This is a genomic window from Pseudomonas caricapapayae (assembly GCF_001400735.1).
Classification (GTDB): Bacteria; Pseudomonadota; Gammaproteobacteria; order Pseudomonadales; family Pseudomonadaceae; genus Aquipseudomonas; species Aquipseudomonas caricapapayae.
In genome coordinates this window covers 36,499-59,408 of record NZ_LJPW01000172.1, presented here as the reverse complement: position 1 = coordinate 59,408, position 22,910 = coordinate 36,499, and the positions used below count along the sequence as shown (strand labels likewise).

The window sequence follows — 22,910 nt, the reverse complement described above, 5'->3', positions numbered from 1 at the left end:
TGTGATCCGAAAAATATTGGTGTTGCTGGAAACAGCTGTCGTTCTGGCGGGGCTGCTGCTCGGCCTTGCATTCTGGCAGCAATATCAGGCGCTGAACCAGCCGCTTGAAGTGACGCAGGAGCAACTGCTGGATGTTCCGGCCGGCTCGACGCCGACCGGTGTGCTCAATCGGCTGCAGGCCGATGGTGTCATCAAGGATGCTTTCTGGTTGCGTCTCTACTGGCGCTTCAATTTGTCGGGGCAGGCCTTGCACAGCGGCGAGTACCGCATGGTGCCAGGCATGAACGTCAAAGGTCTGTTCGATATCTGGAAGCGCAAGGAAGTCGTGCAATACAGCCTGACGCTGGTCGAGGGCTGGAATTTCCGACAGGTGCGGGCCGCGCTTGCCAGGCAGGTCAAGCTCGATCAGACGCTGGCAGGCTTGTCCGACAGCGAACTGATGGCAAAAATCGGTCATCCCGACGTATTCCCTGAAGGCCGTTTCTTTCCTGACACCTACCGCTATGTGCGCGGCATGACCGATGCGGAATTGCTCAAGCAGGCTTACGGCCGTCTGGAGGAGGTGCTGGATGAAGAATGGAACGCCAGATCGTCAGAGGCCCCTTATTCGAACCCCTATCAGGCCCTGATCATGGCTTCGCTGGTCGAGAAGGAAACCGGTGTGCCTCAGGAGCGCGGGCAGATTGCCGGCGTGTTTGTACGGCGTCTTAAACTGGGCATGCAATTGCAGACTGACCCGACCGTGATCTATGGCATGGGCGAGCGCTACAACGGCAAGTTGACCCGCGCCAACCTCAAGGAAGCCACGCCTTACAATACTTATGTGATAGCGGGTCTACCGCCGACACCGATCTCGCTGGTGGGGCGAGAAGCGATTCATGCCGCACTGAACCCGGTTGCGGGCAGCAGCCTGTATTTCGTTGCCAAGGGGGACGGCAGCCATGTGTTCTCTGACGATCTGGATGCCCATAACGCAGCTGTGCGTGATTACCAGCTCAAGCGCCGTGCCGATTATCGCTCCAGCCCGGCACCTGTTGCGACACCTCCGTCAGCCGACTCGCCCGCTTCGGAGCCCGAGCCTGCAACCACACCGGATACGCCGCAGCCCGAGCCGAATGAGCAATGATGACTATTAAGGATTGCCTGTGACTGGCTTGTTTATCACCCTGGAAGGCCCTGAAGGTGCTGGCAAAAGCACCAATCGCGAGTACCTGGCGGCACAGCTGCGTGCACAGGGCGTTGAGGTATTGCTGACCCGAGAGCCGGGCGGTACTCCGTTGGCCGAGCGCATTCGCGAGCTGTTGCTGGCCCCCAGTGACGAAACCATGAGCGCCGACACCGAGTTGCTGCTGGTCTTTGCTGCGCGTGCACAGCACCTGGCCGAGGTCATTCGTCCTGCGCTGGCGCGTGGCGAGGTAGTGCTTTGTGACCGGTTTACCGATGCAACCTACGCTTATCAAGGCGGCGGTCGCGGTTTGTCCCATCAGCGTATTGCGGTGCTGGAGCAGTTTGTTCAAGGCGATCTGCGCCCTGATCTGACGCTGGTGTTCGACCTGCCGGTGGAAATCGGTCTGTCACGCGCCGCCGCACGCGGCCGACTGGATCGATTCGAACAGGAAGGCAGAGTGTTCTTCGACGCAGTGCGCACAACGTATCTGGAGCGGGCGAAAGCTGATCCTGCACGTTATCGACTGGTAGACGCCGCACAGACGCTTGCCGACGTGCAGGCTTCCCTGGATACATTACTGCCTCGGTTGCTGGAGCTGCGACGTGGCTGAAGCCTACCCCTGGCAGGCATCGCTCTGGCAACAAATGGCCGGTCGTGCCCAGCACGCGCATGCCTATCTGTTGCACGGTCCGGCCGGTATCGGCAAGCGGGCATTGGCCGAACGCCTGATGGCCAGCCTGCTGTGCAAGGCCCCCGAAGGGCTTGAGGCCTGCGGGCATTGCAAGTCCTGCCTGTTACTGGCAGCTGGCAGCCACCCGGACAATTATGTCCTGGAGCCGGAAGAGGCGGACAAGCCGATCAAGGTCGATCAGGTGCGTGATCTGGTCAGCTTTGTCGTGCAGACCGCACAGATGGGCGGTCGCAAGGTGGTGCTCGTCGAGCCGGTAGAGGCAATGAACATCAACGCTGCCAATGCTTTGCTGAAAAGTCTGGAAGAGCCTTCGGGCAATACCGTTCTGTTGCTGGTCAGTCATCAGCCGAGCCGGTTGCTGCCGACGGTCAAGAGCCGCTGTGTTCAGCAGGCTTGCCCGCTGCCAGGCGAGCAGATGAGCCTGGACTGGCTGAGCAATGCCTTGCCTGACTGCACGCAGGACGAGCGTTTTGAGTTGCTGACGCTGGCGGCCGGATCGCCGCTGGCGGCCGTGGCGCTCCATACGCAAGGCGTTCGCGAGCAACGCGCGCAGGTGGTGGACGGTGTCAAGAAGCTGCTCAAGCAACAGCAATCGGCGACTCAATTGGCCGAGGGCTGGAAGGATATTCCGCTTTTACTGCTGTTCGACTGGTTCTGCGACTGGTCGCACCTGATCCTGCGCTATCAGATGACGCAGGATGAAGAAGGCCTTGGTCTTGGCGACATGCGCAAGGTCGTTCAGTACCTGGCACAGAAATCCTCTCGCGCCAAAGTGCTGGATATTCAGGACTGGATTCTGGCGCAGCGACAAAAAGTCATGTCCAAGGCCAATCTCAACCGGGTCTTGCTGCTTGAAGCATTGCTGGTGCAGTGGGCAGGCCTGCCAGGACAGGCGTAGACTCTGCGTTATCCGGAACCGTTGAGGTGTTGTCATGAGTCTGCCGCTGAACACAGGTCCACGTAATGGCATTCTGTCGCTGACCATCAAGGACAAATCCGTCCTTTACGCTGCCTACATGCCTTTCATCAGAAACGGGGGGCTGTTCATTCCCACCAGCAAAAGCTACAAGCTGGGTGATGAGGTGTTCATGCTGCTCAACCTGATGGACGAGCCGGAAAAGGTTCCGGTGGCCGGCCGCGTCGCCTGGATTACGCCAAAAGGCGCGCAGGGCAATCGGACTGCCGGTGTCGGCGTGCAATTCAATGACGGCGACAATACCGCACGTAATCTGATCGAAACTCATCTGGTCGGTGCTCTCAAGTCCGATCGTCCAACCCATACGATGTAGTTGTGTTTTAACCAATGCTTGTAGATTCCCATTGTCACCTCGATCGCCTTGACCTCGCCCTGCACGATGGTTCTCTGGATGCCGCCCTTGACGCCGCGCGGGGCAGGGGCGTCGGGCACTTTCTCTGCATCGGTGTCAGCGCCGACAATGCCGGCGCAGTCAAAGCGCTCGCCGAACGCTACGCCGACGTCGACTGCTCGGTAGGCATCCATCCGCTGGACGTCAAGCCGGGTGAAATGCCCCCTCTGGATTGGTTGCTCAAGGAGCTGGACCATCCGCGCGTGGTGGCGATCGGCGAGACCGGTCTGGACTATCACTACGAGCCCGAGGCCGCCGAGCTGCAGCAGGCTTCTTTCCGGTTGCACCTTGAGGCAGCCCGTGTCACGGGTAAACCGGTGATCATCCATACCCGTGGCGCACGCGCCGATACATTGAGCCTTCTGGGTGAGGCGGCACTGCCACAGGCAGGCGTCCTGCATTGCTTCACCGAAGACTGGGAGATGGCCAGGGCTGCGCTGGACCTGGGCTATTACATCTCGCTGTCCGGCATCGTGACCTTCCGCAATGCCGACGCATTGCGGGATGTTGCAAGGCAAGTCCCAGCAGACCGGCTGCTGGTTGAAACCGATTCGCCTTACCTTGCGCCTATCCCTTATCGGGGCAAGCCGAATCTGCCGCAGTATGTGCGTGAAGTTGCCGAATTTCTCGCGATGCTGCGAGGCGACTCCTACGAGCGTTTTGCCGAACAGACCACTGCCAACTTCGCTCGCCTGTTCCCGCTGGCACATGTTCAGCGCTGATTGGCCTACAGGTCGGTGCAAGGGCAAATCGCAGGCAAAAAAAACCCGGATTCTGGGGGGTGAAGCCGGGTTAAGACCATTAGGAGTAAAACAAAGGCACGCTGGTCCCTCGGCACCTTTACTGGCGAGTCATTTGGGGAATTATGACGCGTCAGCGGATTAAGTATTGCCCAGCATGGCGCACCGTCCAGTCTCTTTTGGTCGTTTTTTAAACAGTTTTGGAATACTAAAGCGATTCTTGAGTCCTCTACAGGCGTTTTTTTGCCGAACCGGATGCAAGGCGGTTGTATCAATGTTGCCCGCGTGCGCCGATAGATCAGGCATGCCGAGCGTTATTCAGTGTCTGGCCGGAGTTGTCGGGTGGAGTTTTCCAACGGTTTTCTATTGAGTCTGTCGTTGTGCCTGGACATCGGTCTGGCAAACATAGCGATGATTACGCTGTCCATGCAGCGCGGCTTTTCCAAGGGCTTATGGCTGGGGCTGGGAACCTGTGTCGGCGATCTGGCCTACGCGATTCTGGCCATGCTCGGCATGGCGGTGTTGCTGCAATACGAAGCTGTACGCTACGTGCTCTGGCTTGGCGGTACGGCCGTGCTGGCGTGGTTCTGCTTCAGGATGGTCATGAGTGCTACTACGGTTAGCGCTGGTCTGGAGAATCAGGACGTTCACTCGGAAAAGTCCAGCCTGGCATTGTTTCTGCGCGGGATCTTTCTGGCGATGTCTTCACCTAGCGCCATTCTCTGGTTTGCTGCCGTCGGCGGCGCGCTGATTGCCCGGCAGGGCTCTGACCTCGCCAGTGCCTCGACCTTCCTTGCGGGGTTCGTCGCAGCGGGGGTGGTCTGGTCGATCTCGCTGTGCGCGCTGGCACACCAGGGCGGGCGTTTCATGGGCGAGCGGATGCTGCGCTGGTCTTACATTGCCTCTGCGCTCATCTTTGCCTATTTCACGTTGTATGTGGTGATCACGGGGTATCTGGAGTTTGTCGTTGCAGCACCGGTGGGGCCTGCGTCTTAGCGTGCCGTCCGGTATCCGCTTTACCGGGCTGTCGACGACCGGCAGATTTTTCTCGCCCGATTCGTTCGTATAGGTCGACAAGTAAGGATGATCCGTGCAATTTAGCGCCGATTGGGCATAATACCCGGCTTCGATTTCGATCCTGACAGACCTCTCTATGCAGAAAGAACCTCGTAAGGTCCGTGAATTTCGCCGCCGCGAGCAGGAAATTCTCGACACCGCGCTAAAGCTGTTCCTGGAGCAGGGCGAAGACAGCGTCACTGTCGAGATGATCGCGGACGCTGTCGGCATTGGCAAAGGCACCATCTACAAGCACTTCAAGTCCAAGGCAGAGATCTATCTGCGCCTGATGCTCGATTACGAGCGGGACCTGAACGCGCTGCTGCATTCCGCCGATGTCGACAAGGACAAGGAAGCGCTCTCGCGTGCCTATTTTGAGTTCCGCATGCGTGATCCGCAGCGCTATCGTCTGTTTGACCGACTGGAAGAAAAAGTGGTCAAGGGCAATCAGGTGCCCGAACTGGTCGAAGAACTGCACAAGATCCGCGCCTCCAACTTCGAACACCTGACACTGCTGATCAAGGGGCGCATTACCGAAGGCAAGCTTGAAGATGTTCCGCCTTATTACCACTACTGTGCTGCGTGGGCGCTGGTGCACGGCGCCGTTGCGTTGTACCACTCGCCGTTCTGGAGCAATGTGCTGGAAGATCAGGAAGGCTTTTTCCACTTCCTGATGGACATTGGCGTACGCATGGGCAACAAGCGCAAGCGTGACGTCGATGTCACTGCCGAGCCCAGGCTCAAGCCCGAGCCCTCCGCCGAATAAGACCCCGTTAGGGTCTTGAGCGCTCGCTTCAAGGATTTGGTGCCGGCTGCGTCAGAGATGGCGCGGAAGCTGCATCCGACGACCATTCGCCGGTTTTCCGTCACCGGTCTTTGGGAGGGGATAATGCGTAGCCTGGTTCTGCTGCTCGCGCTGTTGGCGCTGAGCGGCTGCATGAAAGTCAGTGACATGGGTGAAGGTGTTCGCGAGCAATTCAGCGATGCAGGGCTGCTCGATCACAGCGACACCCGCCGTACTGCCAACTGGCGCGTGCAGCCCGACTCGTTCATTTATATCGCGCAGGGTGCCTTCGTTCCGCCGGGTAATGCTTACCCGCGACCCAATGTGGTGGCCGAGGAGGCTTTCAAGGGCTTTGTCGAATACTTCCCGATGGTCCGCCGTGCCAGAGGGCCCATGGGCCTGGATGAAGCCATGATCGAGGCGCGCAGCGCAGGCGCACATTATTTGCTCTATACCCGTTTTGCCAAGGCCGATGACCGTATTGGCAATGGCGATCAGTGGTCCGATCAGGAAGCGGTGGACCGCCTGGGCGTCGACAGCGGCGTCATTCAACTAATGTTGATCGAAACCAGCACCCGCTATCTCATCGACAGCGCGCGCATTCGCAGCCGTGGCGGATTGCTGACGCTTTACGACAAAAGTCCCGAGGATTTGCTGGGTCCGCCTCTTGAGGACTACGCTCGTACCTTATTGGGCGTCGAACGTTAAAGCCCGCGTCAGGAGAGTGGAGTGACCGATTCAAACAAGGCGGGTGATCTGTTTGCACAGATCCCCAAAACCAAGGGGTTGCCGCCTGTTCATCTGTGGAATCCGGATTTCTGTGGCGATATCGACATGCGCATCGCCCGCGATGGCATCTGGTACTACCAGGGTACGCCGATCGGCCGTAAACCAATGGTCAGGCTTTTTTCGACCATCATGCGCCGTGACGGCGATGACTATTTTCTCATTACCCCCGTCGAGAAGGTCGGCATCAGGGTTGATGACGCGCCTTTTGTCGCCGTTAGCCTTGAGGTGCTGGGCGAGGGCGAAGGTCAGGTGCTGCGTTTCCTGACCAACGTCGAAGATCAGGCTGAAGCAGGGCCGGAGCACCCTCTGCGTGTTGTCACAAACCCCGATACTCAGGAGCCAGCGCCGTATATCCATATACGGAGCAATCTTGAGGCGCTGATTCATCGCAATGTTTTCTATCAGTTGGTCGAGCTGGCGGTTTCCCGCGAGATCGATGGAGAGCGCTGGCTGGGGGTCTGGAGCCACGGCGTATTTTTCCCGGTGGGGCTCGAGCCTTGAACGACACGGCTATTTTCCGGCTTGAATTGCCTGTCGGCAGTGCGGCAGTTAAAGTGCCGCTCCCTGATTTTCCTGAGGTTTTTGCATGAGCCAGTCCTTTGATATCGCCGTCGTCGGCGCAACCGGTACTGTCGGCGAAACCATTGTCCAGGTGCTCGAGGAGCGCAATTTCCCGGTGGGCAATCTGCACCTGCTGGCAAGTATAGAGTCTGCTGGCCACTCGGTGCCGTTTCGGGGCAAGAATGTGCGCGTACGCGAAGTCGACAGTTTCGACTTCGGCAAGGTGCGCATGGCGTTTTTTGCTGCCGGCCCGGCCGTCAGTCGCAGTTACGCCGACAAGGCCGTAGCGGCGGGCTGCTCGGTCGTGGATTTGTCGGGCGCCTTTCCGTTTGCGCAGGCCCCGAATGTCGTGCCTGAAATAAATGCTACGCTTTTGCACAACTACGGCGTCGCGCCTTGTCTGGTGGCCAGCCCGAGCGCTTCTGCCACTGCGGTTGCATTGGCCCTTGCGCCACTGCGCACGCTGATCGATATCCAGTCCGTGACGGTAACAGCGTGTCTGGCTGTATCTGCACTGGGCCGCGAAGGCGTCAGCGAGCTGGCGCGCCAGACTACCGAGCTGCTGAACGTCCGTCCGCTGGAAACACGCTTTTTCGATCGTCAGATGGCATTCAATGTACTGGCCCAGGTGGGCACGCCTGACGAGTCGGGGCACTTGGCGCTTGAAAAGCGTCTGGTCGAAGAAATACGCGAACTGCTGGCGCTGCCGTCGCTCAAAGTGTCGGCTACCTGCATTCAGGTGCCGGTGTTCTTTGGTGACAGCTTCAGCGTAGCGTTGCGCACCGCCGGCCCGGTCGACGTGGCAGCGATCAATGCAGCGCTCGAGTCGGCAGCCGGGATCGAGCTGGTGGATGCCGGCGATTACCCTACAGCGGTGGGTGATGCCGTGGGTCAGGACGTGGTTTATGTGGGGCGGGTTCGATTGGGAACTGACGATTCGGAGCAGCTCAATCTGTGGCTGACATCGGATAATGTGCGAAAAGGTGCTGCGCTGAATGCTGTGCAGGTTGGCGAATTGTTGATAAAAGACTATGTGTAAAAGATACTTGGCAACTATTTGAATAATTGTTTTAGCGGCGATACGCCTTACACCCAACTGCAGGACTACCTCTCCGGATATCGGGGAATCTTTAAACAAGGGATGGGCTATGGTTCAGGTTCGTAAACTGGTATTAGCAATCGCTGCGGCTTCAGCGCTGTCATCGGGTATGGCGCAGGCGCTGGGGCTCGGGGAATTGTCGGTCAAGTCGACCCTGAATCAGCCTTTGGTAGCGGAAATCGAGTTGACCGAAGCACAGGGGCTCAATGCAACGCAAGTTGTGCCCAGTCTGGCAACCACCGCGGATTTCGCTCAGGCGGGCGTTACCCGTCAGGCGTTTCTCAACGACCTCACGTTTACCCCGGTTATCAACGCCAGCGGCAAGAGCGTTCTGCGCATTACCTCCAGCAAACCGGTGCGTGAACCCTACGTAAAGTTCCTGGTTCAGGTGCTCTGGCCAAACGGTCGGCTGCTGCGTGAATACAGTCTTTTGCTCGACCCGCCAAAATTTTCTCCCGAGGCCGCCGCAGCAGCAGCAGCCGCTCCGGCCCCAGCTGCAGCACCCGCAGCACCCGCACAACTGGCAACGGTAGCGCCTTCGGCAGAGGCTCCCACGCCTGAAGCCCCAGCGCCTGCGACCAATGCAACTGCATTGCCGCCGCCAGCCGCAGACAAGCCGGCGCAATACGTCACCGCCAATAACGACACCTTGTGGGAAATTGCCGCCAAAGTGCGTAATGGCGGAACCGTTCAGCAAACCATGCTGGCGATACAGGCACTCAATCCGGAGGCCTTCATCGGCGGCAATATCAACCGCTTGAAGAAGGGGCAGGTGCTGCGTCTTCCGACGCCTCAGCAAACCGCCGCACTGCCACAACCGCAGGCAGTTGCGGAAGTTTCCCGGCAGTACAGCGCCTGGCGTGAAGGTCGTCGTCTGCCTGCCGGCACACGTCAAGTCGACGCCACTCGTCGTGACCGTGCTGGCGCGGCGCCTTCCAGTGTCGAAACTTCCGACAACCTGAGTCTGGTTTCGGCCAGCGGCAAGCCTGCGGCAAAAGGCGCAGCGGGCGACAGTGATCTTGGCAACAAGCTGGCGGTGGCTCAGGAGGCACTGGACACCACGCGTCGTGACAATGCCGAGCTGAAAAGCCGCATGAACGACCTGCAAAGCCAGCTTGACAAGCTGCAGCGTATTATCGAACTGAAAAACGGTCAGTTGGCCAAAATGCAGGCAGCCGGTGCAGCCGTGCCTCCTGCTTCGGCTGCTGCCACCCCGGAAGCTGCGACGCCTGCCAATGCGGCAGTGCCTGCATCGCTTGTGGATGCCAACGGTACTCCGGTCAAACCGGCTGGCGAGATCGCTCCGGAAGATGCATTGCCGGCAGGTGCCGCTGAGGTTGCGACCCCAGCGGCCGATCAGCCGTTGGCCGTGGAGCCGGTTGCCCCTGCAGAAGATCAGGATGCGCTGCAGAAAATCCTCGACAACCCGGTACTGCTTGGCTTGATCGGCGGCGCTGTATTGTTGATTCTGGCCTTGCTGCTGTTGTTCCTGGCGCGTCGTCGCGCTGCGAAGGCTGAAGCCGAGAAGCACAAGCGCATGGCGCGTGCGCTGGCTGAAGAGTCAGATTTTGTTTCAGACATGGACATGAACGCGCCTCCAGCCAGCTTCGATGGTCTTGATGTGCCACCACCCAGCGTGCGCATGGGGGCTGCCGCAGCCGCCGCAACTGCTGCTCGCGAACGTCCTGCCGATCCGCTGCTTCAGGCCGAGATTCATATTGCTTACGGGCGCATGAACCAGGCTGTCGAGCTGCTTGAGGAAGCCGTCAAGGAAGATCCGAAGCGCGATGATATTCGCCTGAAACTGATGGAAATCTACGCCGAGCAGGGCAACAACAAAGCCTATGCCGCGCACGAGCGTAAACTGGTGGCAGCGGGAAAGCGTGAAGCTGAGGTCGAGCAGCAGGAAGAATTCAACTCGACCCTGAAGCCGGTGGCACCTGTTGCCGCACCGCTGGCTTCTGAATCTGCAACCGCGTCGGTTGCCCCTGCGGTGGTCGCAGGGGCTGCAGCGGCCAGTGCCGCAGCTCTGGCAGCAGAGCTTGATGCCAAATATGTCGAAGAACTGCTGGCCGACGACTCGGCAGAGCAAAAGGCTGAGCCTGAACCTGAAATTGCGGCTACGCCGGATCCCGAGCCTGAACCTGAGACGGTCACTCCATTGGCCGCTCAGCCCGCAGAGGAAGATCCGTTCGATCACGATTTTGACTTGAGCCTGGACGAGTTCGAAGAAACGTCCGCGCCTGACGTCGCCACGGTGAATAATCTCGATGACTTGATGCTGGACGAGCCGAAGGTCTCAGCAGCGGATGATGAGCCGCTGAGCTTTGAGTCGATCATGCAGCAGCAGGAAGAGGCCCGCGCAGCTGCAACGCCGGAGGACCTTGCCGATTTCGATCTGGACCTGTCCGAGGAAGATCCGGCGCTCAAGAATGAAGATGACTTCCTGCTGGGGCTTGGCAGTGATCCGCTTGATCTGGGCGAAACCCCGCCTGCGCCGCCAATCAGTGACGACCTGGAGTTGCCGGAAGATTTTGATCTTTCGCTGGCTGACGAGATTGAAACCGATCAGGCAAGTCAGGCATTCGCCACCGAAATCGATGACGTCAATGCCGAGCTTGACCGGTTGTCGCAGAATCTCGAGCACCCGCCGCTCGATGAGCCAAGGTTCACAGCCGAAGATGCAGCGGCACTGGACGATGAGCCTGACTTCGACTTCATGGCCGGTACTGACGAAGCGGCGACCAAGCTCGACCTGGCGCGTGCCTACATCGACATGGGTGATGCAGACGGCGCCCGGGATATTCTGGACGAGGTGGTCACCGAGGGCGATGACGGGCAGAAAAGCGAAGCGCGGGAGATGCTTTCGCGGCTGGCCTGACTCCACATGGGCAACCTGCAAACGGCCGCATACGCGGCCGTTTGCGTTTCAGTTGCCCGGCTTGAGTAGCGTGTTTTTTTTGCGACCGTATAATGACCGACTTTTCGCGAACCGACAGGCTGTACCACTTTGGCGAACATAGATAACCCGGCCGCCGAGATGGCGGCCGAGGGCTTTTCCCGAATCGCGCTGGGCGTTGAATACAAGGGCTCGCGCTATTGCGGCTGGCAACGCCAGGCGTCCGGTGTGCTGACCGTGCAGGAAACCTTGGAAGACGCTCTGTCGAAGGTAGCTGCGTCACCGGTTTCATTGATGTGCGCTGGGCGTACGGACGCTGGCGTGCATGCCTGCGGGCAAGTGGTGCATTTCGATACCCAGGCCGAGCGCTCCATGAAGGCGTGGGTCATGGGCGCAAATATCAATCTGCCCCATGACGTCAGTGTAACTTGGGCCCGGGTCATGCCTGCCACGTTTCATGCGCGTTTCAAGGCCATCGCTCGTCGTTATCGCTACGTGATCTACAACGACCAGATTCGCCCGGCGCACCTGAATCAGGAGATTACCTGGAACCACCGCCCGCTGGATGTCGAGCGCATGGCACAGGCAGCCGAGTACCTGGTCGGTACCCACGATTTCAGTGCTTTTCGCGCTGGCCAGTGCCAGGCCAAGTCGCCCGTCAAGCAGCTCCACCATCTGCGCGTGACCCGTCATGGCAAGATGATCGTAATCGATGTGCGCGCCAATGCCTTCCTTCACCATATGGTGCGCAACATCGCTGGCGTCTTGATGACCATCGGTACCGGAGAGCGCCCGGTCGAGTGGGCCCGTGATGTGCTGGAAAGCCGGGTTCGACGCACCGGCGGTGTGACGGCTCATCCTTACGGGCTGTATCTTGTGCAGGTCGAATACCGTGATGAGTTTCCGCTGCCCGAGCGCTTCATCGGTCCGCACTTTCTTACTGGCTTTGCGGAACTGGACGGCTGACGTCCCGAGCAGCATTTGCTAACATCCGGGACTTTCCGAAAGGTCTGAGGTTACTCACGACATGTCAGCCGTTCGCAGCAAGATCTGCGGGATTACCCGCATAGAAGATGCTCTGGCTGCTGCCGAGGCAGGAGCCGATGCAATTGGCCTGGTGTTTTATCCCAAAAGTCCGCGTGCGGTGACGGTGTTGCAGGCTCGTGCCATTATTGCCGCGCTGCCGCCTTTCATCACCACTGTCGGACTGTTCGTCAACGCCAGTCGCTGCGAGCTCAACGAGACGCTGGATGCGGTTGCACTGGACATGCTGCAGTTTCATGGCGATGAAACGCCGGATGAATGCGATGGCTACCATCGCCCTTATATCAAGGCCCTGCGGGTCAAGGCGGGTGATGATATCGCCCAGGCTTGTCGCAGCTATCGCAATGCGCGAGGCGTGCTGCTCGACACCTATGTAGAGGGGGTCCCCGGTGGTACCGGCGAAACCTTCGATTGGGCGCTGATTCCTGGCGATCTGGACAAACCGGTGATTCTGGCAGGCGGTCTGACGTCGGCCAACGTGGCACAGGCCATTGCTCAAGTACGGCCCTACGCTGTAGATGTCAGCGGTGGTGTCGAAAAGAGCAAGGGTATCAAGGATCGGGAAAAGATCCTTGCGTTCATGAGTTCGGTGCACGGCACCTGATGTGACGGTTGCCTGTCGGCCGCCGTCCATAAGCCTGTCCCTGCCATGAGGCATGCGGGTCGAATCAAGTAAGCGGTGGTGCCGATGCGCAACGCCGTCGTTGTGAAAAATCGGGATGAGGATGTGCAGGTCCGGCCGTGGTCGATCGCTATCCTTCATCATCGTCCATACACGAATTTATCTGAGGGCATGCGATTGGCGTGTTGACTGCCAGTCGTTCGAGCCACACCGGTACTGGAGATATAAAGCATGAGCAACTGGTTGGTAGACAAACTGATCCCATCGATCATGCGTTCCGAGGTCAAGAAGAGCTCGGTTCCCGAAGGCCTCTGGCACAAATGCCCGTCCTGTGAGGCGGTGCTGTATCGGCCGGAGCTGGAGAAGACCCTGGACGTCTGCCCCAAGTGCAATCACCACATGCGCATCGGCGCACGCGCGCGCCTGAACATTTTTCTGGACGTCGAAGGGCGTGAAGAGCTGGGTGCCGATCTTGAGCCGGTCGACCGTCTGAAATTCCGCGACGGCAAGAAATACAAGGACCGTCTCACCGCTGCGCAGAAGCAGACGGGCGAAAAGGACGCGCTGATTTCCATGAGCGGCACGTTGCTGGGCATGCCGGTGGTCGCCTCGGCGTTCGAGTTCTCGTTCATGGGCGGTTCGATGGGCGCCATTGTCGGCGAGCGCTTCGTGCGTGCAGCCGATTACGCCCTGGAAAACCGTTGCCCGTTCATCTGCTTCGCTGCTTCGGGCGGTGCGCGCATGCAGGAAGCGCTGATCTCGCTGATGCAGATGGCCAAGACCTCGGCGGTTCTGGCGCGTCTTCGCGAAGAAGGGCTGCCCTTTATCTCGGTGTTGACCGACCCCGTCTATGGCGGCGTTTCCGCCAGTCTGGCCATGCTGGGTGACGTTATCGTTGCCGAGCCCAAGGCGCTGATCGGTTTCGCCGGCCCTCGCGTCATCGAGCAAACCGTTCGCGAGAAACTGCCTGAGGGCTTCCAGCGCAGCGAGTTCCTGCTGGATCACGGCGCTATCGACATGATCGTCTCGCGTAGCGAGCTTCGTCCGCGTCTGGGCAACCTGCTGGCTCAAATGATGAACCTGCCTACGCCTCGCTTTGTAGCACCCGTCATCGAGCCTATCGTCGTCCCACCGGCACCGACCAGCCTATGACCTTTACATCCCTGGGCGACTGGCTCTCTTACCTGGAACAATTGCATCCGTCAGCCATCGACATGGGGCTGGATCGTTCCCGGCAGGTGGCGCTGCAACTGGGGCTGACACGCCCGGCACGCCGGGTGATCACCGTGACAGGCACCAACGGCAAAGGATCGACCTGTGCCTTTGTCGCAGCCTTGTTGCAGGCTCAGGGCCTGAAGGTCGGTGTCTACAGCTCACCGCATTTGATTCGCTATAACGAGCGAGTGAAAGTGCAGGGCGTCGAAGCAACCGATCTCGAATTATGCGATGCGTTCGCTGCGGTCGAAGCGGCACGTGGCGATGTCACCCTGACTTACTTCGAAATGGGCACGCTGGCGGCATTCTGGCTGTTCGAGCAGGCCGGGCTGGATGCAGTCGTCCTGGAGGTCGGTCTGGGCGGGCGTCTGGATGCGGTAAATATTGTCGATGCAGATGTCGCGCTGGTAACCAGTATCGGTGTCGATCATGCCGAGTATCTGGGTGATACCCGTGAGTCGGTGGCCTTCGAGAAGGCAGGGATCTTCCGCCCGGGCTGTCCTGCGCTGTGCGGCGATCCGGCACCGCCGGAGCCGCTGCTGGCCAAGGCTCGCGAGTTGGGCTCCCCGTTACTCATACGTGGTCAGGATTTCGACCTTGCCATAGGCAATGACAGCTGGGACTGGCGTGGTGTTGCTCATGGCGAGCAAGTCGAACTGCGCGGTCTGCCGCTGCTGGACCTGCCCATGCAGAATGCAGCGTTGGCGCTTCAGGCGTTTGCCTTGCTGGGGTATCCACTGCAACTGGATGCCATAGCGCAGGTTCTGGTCCGGACCCGGCTTGCCGGTCGACTCGATCGCAGAACCGTCAGCTGGCATGGCAAGCAGCTCGGGGTGCTTCTGGACGTCGGGCACAACCCCCATGCTGCTCAATTTCTGGGGCAGTGTCTGGCGCGTCAGCCGGTTGTCGGCAAACGTCGCGCGGTGTTTGGTCTGCTGAGTGACAAGGACCTTGAAGGTGTTGTCGCACATCTGGTGCCGTTTATCGATGAGTGGGCTGTAGCACCGCTGCCTACCTCGCGCAGTCGTCCGGCAGAAGAGTTGCATTCGGCCTTGCAGAACCTTGGCGCTCGCGTGACGTCCTATCAGAGTGTTGCGTTGGCGCTGGAGGCTCAGTGCGCGCATGCCACGCCCGATGACGAGATACTGCTGTTCGGATCATTTTACTGTGTTGCCGAGGCCTTGGAGTGGTTGGCCCGGTACACCGATGAGGACGCTGCAAATGGCTTTGCTGGATAACGTATTCAAGCAGCGGATGGTTGGAGCGCTTGTGCTGATCGCCGTGGCGGTGATCTTTCTTCCCATGCTCTTCACGCGTGAAGATGAAACGCGCCAGGTGCAGGTCGAGGCACCGTCCGCACCCCAGGCACCCTCTGCCTCCCAGGTCCGGGTCGATCCAGTGCCTGTTCCGGAGCCTCAGGCCCTGCCCCAGGAGCCGGTGCCGAACGACGATGACATGAGCAGCAGCCAGCCGCCATCCACGCCGATCGCGTCCGCCCCGAGCGTACCCGCTGCGCCTCCGGCTGCTAGCGCCCCGGCCTCGAAGCCTGCTGCCAAACCTGCACCTGCACCTGCACCTGCACCTGCACCTGCACCTGCACCTACACCAGCGACAGCTGCGGCCCCTGCGAAACCTGCGGCTCCTGCTGGCGTCGACGCCAATGGTCTGTCGATCAGTTGGTCGGTGCAGTTGGCAAGCATGTCCAACCGTGCCAATGCCGACAATCTGCAAAAGACCCTGCGAACGCAGGGCTACAACGCCTACATTCGCACTGCCGATGGCGTTAATCGGGTATTTGTCGGCCCGCTCATCGAGCGCGCCGAGGCTGACCGGCTGCGCGATCAGCTCGACAAGCAGCAAAAGCTCAAGGGCATTGTGGTGCGCTTTCAGCCTGAACGGGGCTGACCGTTCGGCACCTTGTGCCTTTGCGTCAAAGGAAAATGCCTCGCGCCGGTAATCCCTGCTTACCGGCAGGCGGGCGCTCTGCTAAAATGCGCCGCCTTATCCGTCTGCAGGCTGCAACGTGCCATTTACTCCGGTTGACTGGGCAATTCTGGGAATTGTCGCCATCTCCGCCCTGATCAGTCTGAAACGCGGCTTCGTAAAAGAAGCATTGTCGTTGACGACGTGGATCATTGCAGGTGTTGTGGCCTGGATGTTTGGCGCAGGGCTGTCGCAGTATCTGGTCAATTACATAGAAACACCCTCGGCCCGCGTGATTGCGAGCTGCACCATTCTTTTTGTCGCCACCTTGCTGGTAGGCGCCATGGTCAATTTTCTGATAGGCGAGCTGATTCGCGTCACCGGGCTTTCCGGGACCGATCGTTTTCTCGGCATGGTCTTCGGCGCAGCGCGCGGAGGCCTGCTTGTCGTTGTGGCGGTAGGGCTGTTGAGCCTGGGTCCGGTGCAACAGGATCAATGGTGGCAGCAGTCCAGGCTGGTGCCGCAATTTCTCATGGTCGCTGACTGGTCGAAAAACCTGATTCTCGGGATGTCCAGCAAGTGGCTCGCCAGCGGCATCAGCGTACCCGCTGATATGCCGTTCAAGGAACAGATCCTGCCGTCTACAATGCCGCAGGATGTGCTCGGTAAATCCAGTTCCACTAAGTAGGGGTTGTGTCGCATGTGTGGCATCGTCGGTATCGTCGGCAAGTCGAACGTCAATCAGGCGCTGTATGACGCGCTTACCGTCCTCCAGCACCGCGGCCAGGACGCTGCCGGTATCGTGACCAGCCATGATGGCCGGTTATTCCTGCGCAAGGACAATGGATTGGTGCGCGATGTGTTCCATCAACGCCATATGCAGCGGCTGGTCGGGCACATGGGCATCGGTCACGTGCGCTATCCCACTGCGGGCAGCTCGACTTCGGCCGAAGCTCAGCCGTTCTACGTCAACTCGCCTTACGGCATCACGTTGGCGCACAACGGCAACCTGACCAACGTAGAGCAACTGGCCAAGGAGATCTACGAATCCGACCTGCGCCATGTGAACACCAATTCCGATTCGGAAGTGCTGCTCAACGTGTTCGCCCATGAGCTCGCGGTGCGTGGCAAGTTGCAGCCGACCGAAGAGGACATCTTCGCGGCAGTAACCGACGTGCACAATCGCTGCCGTGGTGGTTACGCGGTCGTGGCCATGATCACCGGTTATGGCATCGTCGGTTTCCGCGACCCGGACGCCATTCGTCCCATCGTGTTCGGCCAGCGTCATACCGACGAAGGTGTCGAGTACATGATCGCATCGGAAAGCGTGTCGCTGGACGTGCTGGGGTTTACCCTGATTCGCGACCTGGCACCGGGCGAAGCGGTCTACATCACCGAAGACGGCAAGCTGCACACCCGTCAGTGTGCGGCCAACCCCAGGTATGCGCCGTGCATTTTCGAACACGTCTACCTGGCACGTCCGGACTCCATCATCGACGGTATCTCGGTCTACAAGGCGCGTTTGCGCATGGGCGAGAAGCTGGCCGACAAGATCCTGCGCGAACGTCCTGATCACGACATCGACGTGGTCATCCCGATTCCGGATACCAGTCGTACCGCTGCGCTTGAACTGGCCAATCATCTGGGCGTCAAGTTCCGCGAAGGTTTCGTCAAGAACCGTTACATCGGCCGGACCTTCATCATGCCGGGTCAGGCAGCGCGCAAGAAGTCCGTGCGCCAGAAGCTGAACGCGATCGAACTGGAATTCCGCGGCAAGAACGTGATGCTGGTGGATGACTCCATCGTGCGTGGTACGACCTGCAAGCAGATTATCCAGATGGCCCGCGAAGCCGGTGCCAAGAATGTCTATTTCTGTTCAGCGGCCCCGGCCGTGCGCTACCCCAACGTCTACGGCATCGACATGCCGAGCGCTCACGAGCTGATCGCTCACAACCGTACCACTCAGGACGTTGCCGACCTCATCGGTGCCGACTGGCTGGTCTATCAGGATCTGAATGACCTGATCGAGGCGGTCAGTGGCAGCAAGAAAATCAAGATCGACAACTTCGATTGTTCGGTTTTCGACGGCAAGTACGTGACCGGCGACATCGACGAGCATTATCTGAACAGGATCGAGAGCGCGCGTAACGACGCCTCCAAGATCAAGACTCAGGCCGTGAGCGCGATCATCGATCTGTACAACAACTAATTGGACAAGGAGTGGGCGGCATGACTCAGGAATGGGATGCAGGTCGGCTGGACAGCGACCTTGAGGGCGTGGGTTTCGATACCCTTGCCGTACGTGCCGGGCAACACCGCACCCCGGAAGGTGAGCATGGCGATCCCATGTTCTTTACTTCCAGCTACGTATTTCGCACGGCCGCCGATGCGGCCGCGCGTTTTGCAGGCGAGGTGCCGGGCAATGTCTACTCGCGCTACACCAACCCGACTGTGCGTTCTTTCGAAGAGCGTATCGCTGCGCTGGAAGGTGCCGAGCAGGCCGTCGCCACGGCCACCGGCATGGCGGCGACCCTGGCGGTGGTGATGAGCCTGTGCAGTGCCGGGGACCATGTTCTGGTGTCACGCAGTGTCTTTGGTTCGACCATCAGCCTGTTCGACAAGTACTTCAAGCGCTTTGGCATCGAGGTGGACTACGTTCCGCTTGCAGATCTTGCTGGCTGGGACACGGCGATCAAGTCCAACACCAAAATGCTGTTTGTCGAATCCCCGTCCAATCCATTGGCCGAGCTGGTCGACATCGCTGCACTGGCTGAAATTGCGCATGCCAAAGGCGCGATGCTGATCGTCGATAACTGTTTCTGTACACCCGCCTTGCAGCAGCCGCTGTTGCTGGGTGCCGACATTGTCGTGCACTCGGCCACCAAGTTCATCGACGGCCAGGGTCGTTGCATGGGCGGCGTGGTTGCCGGACGCAGCGAGCAGATGAAGGAAGTGGTCGGTTTCCTGCGTACGGCCGGACCGACGCTCAGCCCGTTCAATGCGTGGATCTTCCTCAAGGGGCTCGAAACCCTTAATTTGCGGATGCGCGCTCACTGCGCCAATGCCCAGGCGCTGGCCGAGTGGCTTGAGCAGCAGGACGGTGTCGAAAAGGTTCATTACGCAGGGCTGAAGAGCCATCCGCAGCATGAGCTGGCTCTACGTCAGCAAAAGGGTTTTGGCGCAGTGGTGAGTTTCGAGGTCAAGGGTGGCAAGGATGGCGCATGGCGCTTCATCGATGCCACGCGACTGATTTCGATTACAGCCAATCTGGGCGACAGTAAAACCACGATCACTCACCCGAGCACCACTTCTCATGGCCGTCTGGCGCCGCAGGAGCGCGAAGCGGCGGGTATTCGTGACAGCCTGATTCGGGTTGCAGTGGGGCTGGAAGACGTGGCTGACCTGCAGGCCGACCTGGCTCGCGGCCTGGCGGCGTTGTGAACGACAAGACGCGTGACGGGGCCGGTGGCGAGGCGGGCGGTGAGTGGGCGTTGAAGTTTGCCAGCACTCACAACGGTCGTGTCGCTCTGGTGACCGGTGCCGCTCGCGGCATTGGTCTCGGCATCGCAGCGTGGCTGATTGCCGAGGGCTGGCAAGTGGTGCTGACTGACCTGGACCGTGCAAGAGGTTCTAAAGTGGCGGGTGCGCTGGGTGAAAACGCCTTGTTCATCGCCATGGATGTGGCCAGTGAAGAGCAGGTTTCAGCGGGCGTGGCCGAAGTGCTCCGGCAATTTGGGCGTCTGGACGCCCTGGTGTGCAATGCCGCGATCGCCGATCCGCACAACACCACGCTGGAAAGCCTCGAGCTGTCGCACTGGAACCGTGTGCTGGCCGTCAACCTCGGTGGCCCGATGCTGCTGGCCAAGCATTGCGCGCCGTACCTGCGTGCGCACTGCGGCAGTATCGTCAACCTGACGTCCACTCGCGCCCGCCAGTCCGAAGCCGATACCGAAGCTTATGCGGCCAGCAAGGGCGGCCTGATGGCGCTGACGCACGCGCTGGCGATCAGTCTGGGGCCGGAGATCCGTGTCAACGCCGTCAGCCCGGGCTGGATCGACGCGCGTGACCCTTCGTTGCGCAAGGCCGAGCCGTTGTCCGAGACCGATCATGCCCAGCATCCGGCCGGCAGGGTAGGGACAGTGGAAGACGTTGCTGCGATGGTGGCGTGGCTGCTGTCCAGGAACGCCGGTTTCGTTACCGGGCAGGAGTTTGTGGTCGATGGTGGCATGACACGCAAGATGGTCTACGCCGAATAGTTTTGTGCAGTCTGCCGACATTGACTCTTTGTTGTGCTTTTGATGTGTGGTAGCGGTTTTGCGATTGAGCCTGTTTTTTAAAAAACTTCAATCAGGCTATTGACTTAGGTTCGTTAGGTGCGTAAATTTCGCGGCCTCAACGAAGCAAAGGGTGATTAGCTCAGCTGGGAGAGCAGCTGCCTTACAAGCAGCGGGTCGGCGGTTCGATCCCGTCATCACCCACCATCGTTGAGTTTGAAGGCTGAAGTACGAGGGCTTTCAAATGTGACTCTAAAAAGGTTATACGGACGCAAGTCCACAATGCGCAGCGGTAGTTCAGTCGGTTAGAATACCGGCCTGTCACGCCGGGGGTCGCGGGTTCGAGTCCCGTCCGCTGCGCCATATTTGTACGGATCGGGTTTTCCCGGTTTGCGATTGAAAAGCCTAAGGGTTTCAGTCAGGTGTACAGGAAACAGACTACCGAAAGTTTGTTTCAAACAGGTTTACAGCGATACGCAGCGGTAGTTCAGTCGGTTAGAATACCGGCCTGTCACGCCGGGGGTCGCGGGTTCGAGTCCCGTCCGCTGCGCCATACATCGCTTCAAGGCCCTTGAACTCCTTGAAGCAAACAAAAAAGCGACCTGAGGGTCGCTTTTTTGTTGCCTGTGTTTTGTCTGCTTGCGAGCAGGCCTAGTTCGCTTGAACACGTGTTGTATTCAAATCCTTTTGAACTGTGCGTTGATCCAGCGTCGGCCTTGTTGCAGACTTACCGCCATTTCCCAGTTCGCAGTCTTGCTGGCAGTCTTTTCCTTCCTCAGGATTTTCGATGTTTAAGCTACTGAACGTTCGTACCGCATTCTGGATATCTGCCGTGTTGATGGCAGCTGGCTGTTCCTCGCCGAAGCAGGCGGTCTACGACCATGAACACTTCGATGATGCCGGGACGTTTTCCCGAAGCTATCCTGCGACCGACCTGGCTTATTGTGAGGCGGGGCGGCGCGCCTTGTTGAGTCAGGGTTATATCATCACCAGCAGCGACCCGAAGATGATTGCCGGTCGCAAGAGCTTTCAACAGACCGGCGACACGCATATCGAGATCAGCTTCAATCTTGTGTGCGCCGCCGATGCGAAGGATGGCAGCTCAACCATGTTCGCCAACGCCCTGCAGGACCGCTATGCGTTGAAGAAAACCAATAACTCGGCCAGTCTCGGGGTCGGTGTGCTGGGCTCTGTTTCGATGCCGATAGGCTCTACGGACGATTCGATGGTCAAGGTCGCCAGCGAAACCGTTTCCTCGGCGAAGTTCTATGAGCGCTTTTTTGGCCTGGTAGAGAATTTCCTCCCGCCGGAAGTGAAAAAGGCTGCACATATTGTCGAGAAGCCAAAAGCCGACCTCGGTGTTCCTGATGTAGCCCCTCCCGCAGCCGAACCAGGCAAGGCGGCCGAAGAGCCCGCCAAACCGGCTCCAGCAGAAAAGGAGTCGCCCGCCAAGGCTGAACCCGCTGCAGAGCCGGCCGCGCCGCCCGCCGCGAGCGAGCCCATGCCAGCACCTGCCGAGCCTGCATCGTTCAAGGCGGAAACACTCGAAACACCGGCAGCCGAGCCAGCAGAAGGCGTCACGCCAACCGAGGCTGCGCCCGCTCAATAATGGCTGTCATGATCATGCACGGCAGGCTCAACAGCGTACGCAGAGCTTGTGTACGATAGGCACGGGTGTCCGGAGAATATCTATCGTGCCCTTGCTCCGCGTGGGCACGCCGGTCTGGACGCCCAGCGTCCTCTTGCGACGCAGAGCGTCGTGAACTGCATTCCCACGCTGGAGCGTGAGGAACGATAGTCGTCAGGGATAACACTATCGTGCTCATGATTCGCTGGGTACGCCGGTCTGGACGCTCTGCGTCCTCTTGCGACGCAGAGCGTCGTGAACTGCATTCCCACGCTGGAGCGTGAGGAACGATAGTCGTCAGGGATAACACTATCGTGCTCATGATCCGCGTGGGTACGCCGATCTGGACGCTCCGCGTCCTCTTGCGACGCAGAGCGTCGTGAACTGCATTCCCGCGCTGGAGCGTGAGGAACGATAGTCGTCAGGGATAACACTATCGTGCCTAGGCTCCGCGTGGGTAAGCCGATCTGGACGCTCCGCGTCCCCTTGCGACGCAGAGCGTCGTGACCTGCATTCCCACGCTGGAGCGTGAGGAACGATAGTCGTCAGGGATAACACTATCGTGCCCATGATCCGCGTGGGTACGCCGATCTGGACGCTCCGCGTCCTCTTGCGACGCAGAGCGTCGTGAACTGCATTCCTACGCTGGAGCGTGAGGAACGATAGTCGTCAGGGATAACACTATCGTGCCCATGCTCCGCGTGGGCATGCCGATCTGGACGCCCCGCGTTCTCTTGCGACGCAGAGCGTCGTGAACTGCATTCCCACGCTGGAGCGTGAGGAACGATAGTCGTAAGGGATAACACTATCGTGCCCATGCTTCGCAGGGTACGCCGATCTGGACGCCCAGCGTCCTCTTGCGACGCAGAGCGTCGTGAACTGCATTCCCACGCTGGAGCGTGAGGAACGATAGTCGTCAGTGATAACACTATCGTGCTCATGATTCGCTGGGTACGCCGGTCTGGACGCTCTGCGTCCTCTTGCGACGCAGAGCGTCGTGAACTGCATTCCCACGCTGGAGCGTGAGGAACGATAGTCGTCAGGGATAACA

21 protein-coding genes and 3 tRNA genes are annotated in these 22,910 nt (G+C 59.4%); all 24 read left to right on the top strand.

Annotation, left to right across the window (positions count from 1 at the left end; genetic code table 11):
* The first annotated feature begins 1 nt into the window (after position 1).
* Entirely contained in the window at positions 2–1,126 is a 1,125-nt protein-coding gene (gene mltG / locus ALO80_RS25910; protein WP_055011039.1) for an endolytic transglycosylase MltG, read from the top strand.
* Positions 1,127–1,145: 19 nt separating this feature from the next.
* Positions 1,146–1,778 (top strand): dTMP kinase, encoded by a 633-nt coding sequence (tmk, locus tag ALO80_RS25905; RefSeq protein WP_055011038.1) that lies wholly within the window; start codon positions 1,146–1,148, stop codon positions 1,776–1,778.
* On the top strand, positions 1,771–2,757 hold the full coding sequence (locus ALO80_RS25900) for a DNA polymerase III subunit delta' (RefSeq protein WP_055011037.1): 987 nt from the start codon (positions 1,771–1,773) through the stop codon (positions 2,755–2,757). Before tmk ends, ALO80_RS25900 begins: the two co-directional genes overlap by 8 nt.
* Positions 2,758–2,791: 34 nt before the next feature.
* Complete coding sequence (locus ALO80_RS25895) at positions 2,792–3,148, top strand: PilZ domain-containing protein (RefSeq protein ID WP_002552698.1); 357 nt, start codon at positions 2,792–2,794, stop codon at positions 3,146–3,148.
* 14 nt (positions 3,149–3,162) lie between these two features.
* Positions 3,163–3,948, top strand: coding sequence for a TatD family hydrolase (locus tag ALO80_RS25890; protein ID WP_055011036.1), 786 nt, complete (start codon positions 3,163–3,165; stop codon positions 3,946–3,948).
* A 360-nt stretch (positions 3,949–4,308) separates the two neighbouring features.
* On the top strand, positions 4,309–4,962 hold the full coding sequence (locus tag ALO80_RS25885; RefSeq protein WP_054984651.1) for a LysE family translocator: 654 nt from the start codon (positions 4,309–4,311) through the stop codon (positions 4,960–4,962).
* 157 nt (positions 4,963–5,119) lie between these two features.
* Entirely contained in the window at positions 5,120–5,788 is a 669-nt protein-coding gene (locus ALO80_RS25880; RefSeq protein WP_054984652.1) for a TetR/AcrR family transcriptional regulator, read from the top strand.
* 123 nt (positions 5,789–5,911) lie between these two features.
* On the top strand, positions 5,912–6,514 hold the full coding sequence (locus tag ALO80_RS25875) for a DUF4823 domain-containing protein (protein ID WP_054984653.1): 603 nt from the start codon (positions 5,912–5,914) through the stop codon (positions 6,512–6,514).
* 21 nt (positions 6,515–6,535) lie between these two features.
* On the top strand, positions 6,536–7,096 hold the full coding sequence (locus tag ALO80_RS25870) for a DUF1285 domain-containing protein (RefSeq protein ID WP_055011035.1): 561 nt from the start codon (positions 6,536–6,538) through the stop codon (positions 7,094–7,096).
* A gap of 85 nt (positions 7,097–7,181) precedes the next feature.
* Entirely contained in the window at positions 7,182–8,195 is a 1,014-nt protein-coding gene (locus ALO80_RS25865) for an aspartate-semialdehyde dehydrogenase (RefSeq protein ID WP_055011034.1), read from the top strand.
* 109 nt (positions 8,196–8,304) lie between these two features.
* Complete coding sequence (locus ALO80_RS25860) at positions 8,305–11,136, top strand: FimV/HubP family polar landmark protein (RefSeq protein ID WP_055011033.1); 2,832 nt, start codon at positions 8,305–8,307, stop codon at positions 11,134–11,136.
* A 159-nt stretch (positions 11,137–11,295) separates the two neighbouring features.
* The gene (gene truA, locus ALO80_RS25855) at positions 11,296–12,120 is read left to right on the top strand and encodes a tRNA pseudouridine(38-40) synthase TruA (protein WP_054984666.1); all 825 of its coding nucleotides are present in this window, start codon (positions 11,296–11,298) and stop codon (positions 12,118–12,120) included.
* 61 nt (positions 12,121–12,181) lie between these two features.
* Positions 12,182–12,802, top strand: a complete 621-nt coding sequence (locus tag ALO80_RS25850; RefSeq protein WP_055011032.1) for a phosphoribosylanthranilate isomerase — start codon at positions 12,182–12,184, stop codon at positions 12,800–12,802.
* Between the two features lie 249 nt (positions 12,803–13,051).
* Entirely contained in the window at positions 13,052–13,972 is a 921-nt protein-coding gene (gene accD / locus ALO80_RS25845; protein ID WP_054984658.1) for an acetyl-CoA carboxylase, carboxyltransferase subunit beta, read from the top strand.
* On the top strand, positions 13,969–15,273 hold the full coding sequence (gene folC / locus ALO80_RS25840) for a bifunctional tetrahydrofolate synthase/dihydrofolate synthase (RefSeq protein ID WP_055011031.1): 1,305 nt from the start codon (positions 13,969–13,971) through the stop codon (positions 15,271–15,273). The genes accD and folC overlap by 4 nt, the downstream gene beginning before the upstream one ends.
* Positions 15,257–15,940, top strand: coding sequence for an SPOR domain-containing protein (locus ALO80_RS25835; protein ID WP_055011030.1), 684 nt, complete (start codon positions 15,257–15,259; stop codon positions 15,938–15,940). Before folC ends, ALO80_RS25835 begins: the two co-directional genes overlap by 17 nt.
* Before the next feature lie 118 nt (positions 15,941–16,058).
* Positions 16,059–16,646, top strand: coding sequence for a CvpA family protein (locus ALO80_RS25830; protein ID WP_003318487.1), 588 nt, complete (start codon positions 16,059–16,061; stop codon positions 16,644–16,646).
* A gap of 12 nt (positions 16,647–16,658) precedes the next feature.
* On the top strand, positions 16,659–18,167 hold the full coding sequence (gene purF / locus ALO80_RS25825) for an amidophosphoribosyltransferase (protein ID WP_055007244.1): 1,509 nt from the start codon (positions 16,659–16,661) through the stop codon (positions 18,165–18,167).
* A 20-nt stretch (positions 18,168–18,187) separates the two neighbouring features.
* The gene (locus ALO80_RS25820) at positions 18,188–19,399 is read left to right on the top strand and encodes an O-succinylhomoserine sulfhydrylase (RefSeq protein ID WP_055011029.1); all 1,212 of its coding nucleotides are present in this window, start codon (positions 18,188–18,190) and stop codon (positions 19,397–19,399) included.
* Positions 19,400–19,449: 50 nt separating this feature from the next.
* Positions 19,450–20,214, top strand: a complete 765-nt coding sequence (locus ALO80_RS25815; RefSeq protein ID WP_162491701.1) for an SDR family oxidoreductase — start codon at positions 19,450–19,452, stop codon at positions 20,212–20,214.
* A gap of 149 nt (positions 20,215–20,363) precedes the next feature.
* A tRNA-Val gene (locus ALO80_RS25810) sits at positions 20,364–20,439 on the top strand.
* 79 nt (positions 20,440–20,518) lie between these two features.
* Positions 20,519–20,595: transfer RNA gene (locus tag ALO80_RS25805), tRNA-Asp, on the top strand.
* Positions 20,596–20,708: 113 nt separating this feature from the next.
* Positions 20,709–20,785 (top strand) — tRNA-Asp (locus ALO80_RS25800).
* Between the two features lie 234 nt (positions 20,786–21,019).
* Positions 21,020–21,841: a DUF2242 domain-containing protein gene (locus ALO80_RS25795; protein WP_055011027.1), complete on the top strand. Its 822-nt coding sequence runs from the start codon at positions 21,020–21,022 to the stop codon at positions 21,839–21,841.
* Positions 21,842–22,910 lie beyond the last annotated feature (1,069 nt).

Excerpts from the sequence above, each read along its gene's own strand:
- ALO80_RS25850 (WP_055011032.1), top strand. The coding sequence starts at position 12,182 with ATGTCAGCCGTTCGCAGCAAGATCTGCGGGATTACCCGCATAGAAGAT.
- ALO80_RS25890 (WP_055011036.1), top strand. The coding sequence starts at position 3,163 with ATGCTTGTAGATTCCCATTGTCACCTCGATCGCCTTGACCTCGCCCTG.
- ALO80_RS25795 (WP_055011027.1), top strand. The coding sequence starts at position 21,020 with ATGTTTAAGCTACTGAACGTTCGTACCGCATTCTGGATATCTGCCGTG.
- ALO80_RS25865 (WP_055011034.1), top strand. The coding sequence starts at position 7,182 with ATGAGCCAGTCCTTTGATATCGCCGTCGTCGGCGCAACCGGTACTGTC.
- ALO80_RS25875 (WP_054984653.1), top strand. The coding sequence starts at position 5,912 with ATGCGTAGCCTGGTTCTGCTGCTCGCGCTGTTGGCGCTGAGCGGCTGC.
- ALO80_RS25860 (WP_055011033.1), top strand. The coding sequence starts at position 8,305 with ATGGTTCAGGTTCGTAAACTGGTATTAGCAATCGCTGCGGCTTCAGCG.
- folC (WP_055011031.1), top strand. The coding sequence starts at position 13,969 with ATGACCTTTACATCCCTGGGCGACTGGCTCTCTTACCTGGAACAATTG.
- ALO80_RS25895 (WP_002552698.1), top strand. The coding sequence starts at position 2,792 with ATGAGTCTGCCGCTGAACACAGGTCCACGTAATGGCATTCTGTCGCTG.
- ALO80_RS25835 (WP_055011030.1), top strand. The coding sequence starts at position 15,257 with ATGGCTTTGCTGGATAACGTATTCAAGCAGCGGATGGTTGGAGCGCTT.
- accD (WP_054984658.1), top strand. The coding sequence starts at position 13,052 with ATGAGCAACTGGTTGGTAGACAAACTGATCCCATCGATCATGCGTTCC.
- purF (WP_055007244.1), top strand. The coding sequence starts at position 16,659 with ATGTGTGGCATCGTCGGTATCGTCGGCAAGTCGAACGTCAATCAGGCG.
- truA (WP_054984666.1), top strand. The coding sequence starts at position 11,296 with ATGGCGGCCGAGGGCTTTTCCCGAATCGCGCTGGGCGTTGAATACAAG.
- ALO80_RS25880 (WP_054984652.1), top strand. The coding sequence starts at position 5,120 with ATGCAGAAAGAACCTCGTAAGGTCCGTGAATTTCGCCGCCGCGAGCAG.
- ALO80_RS25820 (WP_055011029.1), top strand. The coding sequence starts at position 18,188 with ATGACTCAGGAATGGGATGCAGGTCGGCTGGACAGCGACCTTGAGGGC.